The 3,669-nt window shown below is 68.4% G+C and carries 5 protein-coding genes; 2 read left to right on the forward strand and 3 right to left on the reverse strand.

From position 1 onward, the window contains the following. The coding region (locus K789_RS0118930) for a glycerate kinase (RefSeq protein ID WP_024368121.1) at positions 1–845 on the forward strand (845 nt) is incomplete at its 5' end. 4 nt (positions 846–849) lie between these two features. On the opposite strand, the gene K789_RS0118935 is transcribed toward K789_RS0118930, so the two are convergent. Both K789_RS0118935 and K789_RS0118940 read right to left on the reverse strand, forming a co-directional pair. After that, positions 850–1,560, reverse strand: coding sequence for a DUF6766 family protein (locus K789_RS0118935; protein WP_051181166.1), 711 nt, complete (start codon positions 1,558–1,560; stop codon positions 850–852). Further along, positions 1,557–2,075 (reverse strand): DUF6328 family protein, encoded by a 519-nt coding sequence (locus K789_RS0118940; protein WP_024368123.1) that lies wholly within the window; start codon positions 2,073–2,075, stop codon positions 1,557–1,559. The genes K789_RS0118935 and K789_RS0118940 overlap by 4 nt, the downstream gene beginning before the upstream one ends. Before the next feature lie 251 nt (positions 2,076–2,326). On the opposite strand from K789_RS0118940, the gene K789_RS24195 reads away from it, so the two are divergent. Continuing rightward, the gene (locus tag K789_RS24195; RefSeq protein ID WP_024368124.1) at positions 2,327–2,581 is read left to right on the forward strand and encodes a hypothetical protein; all 255 of its coding nucleotides are present in this window, start codon (positions 2,327–2,329) and stop codon (positions 2,579–2,581) included. 106 nt (positions 2,582–2,687) lie between these two features. On the opposite strand, the gene K789_RS0118950 is transcribed toward K789_RS24195, so the two are convergent. Beyond that, the coding region (locus K789_RS0118950; protein ID WP_024368125.1) for an HNH endonuclease signature motif containing protein at positions 2,688–3,669 on the reverse strand (982 nt) is incomplete at its 5' end.

Here is a 3,669-nt window from a genome sequence, read left to right on the forward strand (position 1 = left end):
AGGCCTCCGGCCTGGCCCACATGGACCCCACCCCGGCCAACGCCCTGCGGGCGCACAGCTACGGCTGCGGCCAGCTGATCGCTGCCGCCCTCGACGCCGGCGCGACGGAGATCGTGCTGGGCCTGGGCGGCTCGGCAATGAGCGACGGCGGCAGCGGTGCCCTGCGCGCACTGGGCCTCAAGCCCCTCGACGCCGCGGGCAACGTGGTGCCCCTCGGCGGCGGCTCACTGGCCGACGTGGCACAGCTCGATGTCAGCGGCCTCGATCCGCGGCTTGGCGCGGTGACGTTCCGGATCGCCGTCGACGTGCAGAATCCGCTTTTCGGCAGCGACGGTGCAGCCCATGTGTACGGCCCGCAAAAGGGTGCAGACGGGGAGGCCGTGGAACTGCTCGACGCCGGACTCCGCAACTGGGCTTCGGTGCTGCGACAATCCACCGGACGTGACGTCAACGTTCCCGGGGCCGGCGCGGCCGGCGGCTTCCCGGCGTCGTTCCTGGCCTTCAGCAACGCCGCCCTGGAAGGCGGCTTCGAGCTGGTGGCCGGTCTCACCGGGCTGGCCGGCAAACTCGCGGAGGCGGACCTTGTGATCACCGGTGAGGGCTCGCTGGATTCGCAGTCGTTGACCGGCAAGGCGCCGATTGCGCTTGCCGACGCCGCCCACAGCCTTGGAATCCCGGTGATTGTGGTCGCGGGGCGGATCCTGGTCACCCCGGAGGACCTCGCCAACCACGGTGTGGTGGCCGCGGCCCAACTGCTGGACGTGGCCGGCAGCCCGGATGACGCCGTCGCAAACGCCGCGAAGTACCTGGCCCGGGCCACCAGCCAGGTGCTCGAGGGCGCCTGAGCGCTCAGGCGCCGGTCTCGTAGTGCGGCTCCGCGACGGGCTTGGATTCCGGCGAGCCCCTCTCGCGGAGGTACACCGAAGCGCCGACGAGGACGCCGACGGCGAGGAATTCGCTCTGCCAGTTCTGGAAGGACTCAAACCAGAAACGGCTCGTCGCGAGGTAGCCGAGGACGGTCACGGGCGGCTGTCCGTGGCTCTGCTGCTCGGCGCTGTATTCCTCGCTGCCACCGATCGCGTGGAGCGCGAACGATGCCAGGAACAGCAGCAGGAACATGATCGACAGGGAGTGTTCGTAGAGTTTGAGGACCCACCCGCCGTGCCGCACCGGCCACGGGGTGGCTGGCTTCAGGGCGGCGACGCGGGGGTCCTCATCCTGCGGGGCCGCCTTGCCCATTGGCTTCGACTCCGAGGATCCTTTCTGGAAGAGGAATACCGTCAGGATGACGTACATGCCCATCTGCAGGAATTCGGACTCCCAGTTTTCAAAGGTCGCCTCGAGGAATGCCCCGGTGCCGAGGTAGCCCAGCAGGGTCACGGCCGGCTGGCCGTGGGCGATCTGGTCCTCGCTGTAGTCGGCGGCCCCGCTGAAGACCATGCCGCCGAAGAACACCAGGAAAAGGCCGACATTGGCCAGCAGCAGCCCGTGTTCCTTGACCCACTTGCTCACGGTTCCTCCTGGCAGTTTGCTGCGTTCCTGGCTGGCGGTGTTCGTCATGAAGTCTTCCCTTGGTCGGCCTGCCGGCGGAGCCTGCTCGGCACATAGACCAGCAGGAGCAGCAGCACCGCCAACAGCACGGCCCCGGCAGTGAGCCCCGCAGCACGGCCGGCCGTGACGTCGAAAACCAGCGCGGAGGTGCCGACGCTGAGGAGCCCGATGCCGGCCAGGGCAACCTTCGCGATCCTGTCCGCGCTGGAGACAAGGGCGGCCCTGAGATGCAGGCGGAACAGGCGGCGGTGCACGCTCACGGGCAGCAGGATCAGGGCCGTGGTGAGGGCCGCCAGCGCCACATTGGCAAGGTAGAGGGTGGTCTGGAAATCGTCCAGCGTCTCGAACCTCGACTGGAACGGCAGGGTCAGCAGGAACCCCGCAAGGATCTGTACCCCGGTCTGCAGCACCCGGAGTTCCTGCAGCAGTTCCATCCAGTTGCGGTCCAGCTTTTCGATGGCCGACTCGTTTCGGCGGTCCGTCGCGGGCTTCGTTGCAGCGGACTCTGCACGTGGAGCGGACACTGGCTCTGGATCGGACACGGGCGCGCCTCCGGGTGGATGCGGATCAGGCTGCGGTGGCAGCTAACACTCAACCTAGGCTTGAACCATACGAAATTCAAGCTGGTACTAAGGGTGCTGATGACTTTGCAGGTAGGGTGGAATTGTTTACTTCACGGGGGCCGGTTCGCAGGCCCGGGTCAGCGCCCGTGGCCGAAGACAAGGACAGTGCAGGAGAGCCCGGAGCAGGACGCTTCGGAGGAACGGAGGAACTAATGAGTTCAGAAAACGCCAGCACTACCCCCGGCTACGACGCCGACACCGCCGGGAATTCCGGGGCCGCCATGCCGTCCGCGGAAGCGGAAATGGACGAGACCAACACCGAAAAGCCCGACGCCGGTCGGCCGTTCTCCTCGGAGCCCGGCCAGGACGCGGCCGGCCTGCCCGACGGATCGGGAACGGACCTGCCCGAGGACAAGACCCCCAAGGACCGCGACGACGATGATGAGGAAGCCTTCGACGCTGGCTAGGCTGGGCCTGAGTAAGGCCCCGTAGCGGAAGGCGAGGATGCGCGCACCGTCTGGTGCCGGTCCTGGCCTTCCTGCTGCTACGAACGTCCGGCCAAGCAGCGTCCGGCTAAGACCGGGCGGCTGAGCCCAAGGAAAGTGAAGATGGCGGTTGGGGGTAGGCAGGTGTCTGCCGCAATCCGTGGTCGTCAGTGTCCCCGGCGCGGAGCGAGTGCTCTGAGATAAAGCGGTCCCACTCCGGTAAGGGATCGGCGGGCAGCTCCTGTTCCTGATCCGGTTTCAGTTCCTGGTCCGAATCGGGGCCCTTGCGCAACGCGGCATCATTGTCGTCATTCAGGTCTGCTTGCGTATCCGGGACCAATTCAGTGGCCAGGACTCCCGGTGGCCAGCGGGGCGGTTCCCAGTCCTGCTGCTCACTGGCGTAGTGCCGCCCGGACGGGGACGTCCAGCCGGGCGGGGCGTCTTTGCTGGCCCCGGCCGGTGTCCAGGCCGAACTGTGTTTGAGGCGGTGGTGTTTGCGGCAGGGCTGGCCGAGGTTGGCGATCCCGGTGGTGCCACCGTCGGCCCAGGCCAGGAGGTGGTCGGCGTCGTTGTCCAGGGACTGGTTGTTGCAGCCCGGGAACGGGCACTTTCCGTCGCGGAGCCGCAGCCACTGCCGCACTGCCGTCGGCACCCGGTAGCTGGACCGGCCGATTTCCAGCGGCGCCCCGTCCCGCGGGTCAACCAGGACCCGGTAGAACGAATCCGCGCCTTCGGCGACCAGGCGGCGGGCCATCGAGGGCGGGATCGGCCCGTACCCGTCCAGGAGGGCCGGTTCCTCCCCTGCGCCGAGCAGGGACAGGACCGGGACGGTGATCAGGACCTGCGCCCGCGGCGACGGCACACCCCCACCCACGCCCTCTCCGTCAGTGCCGGTGGTGAGCAGCCAGGTCGCGGCGACATCGGCGCGGAGCTGGGTGAGTGTGCGGGCCTCGTCCGGGCCCTGGAGGGCGCGGGCGGCGGCGGTGGTCCGGTCCCAGATCCCCGCCGCGGTGTCGGCTGGGAGGAAGGCGGAGAACCAGGCCATCCCGTCCCGGTCCGGGCGGTACTCG

Source organism: Arthrobacter sp. TB 26 (assembly GCF_000427315.1).
In the GTDB taxonomy this organism is placed as follows: domain Bacteria; phylum Actinomycetota; class Actinomycetes; order Actinomycetales; family Micrococcaceae; genus Arthrobacter.

Excerpts from the sequence above, each read along its gene's own strand:
- K789_RS0118935 (WP_051181166.1), bottom strand. The coding sequence starts at position 1,560 with ATGACGAACACCGCCAGCCAGGAACGCAGCAAACTGCCAGGAGGAACC.
- K789_RS24195 (WP_024368124.1), top strand. The coding sequence starts at position 2,327 with ATGAGTTCAGAAAACGCCAGCACTACCCCCGGCTACGACGCCGACACC.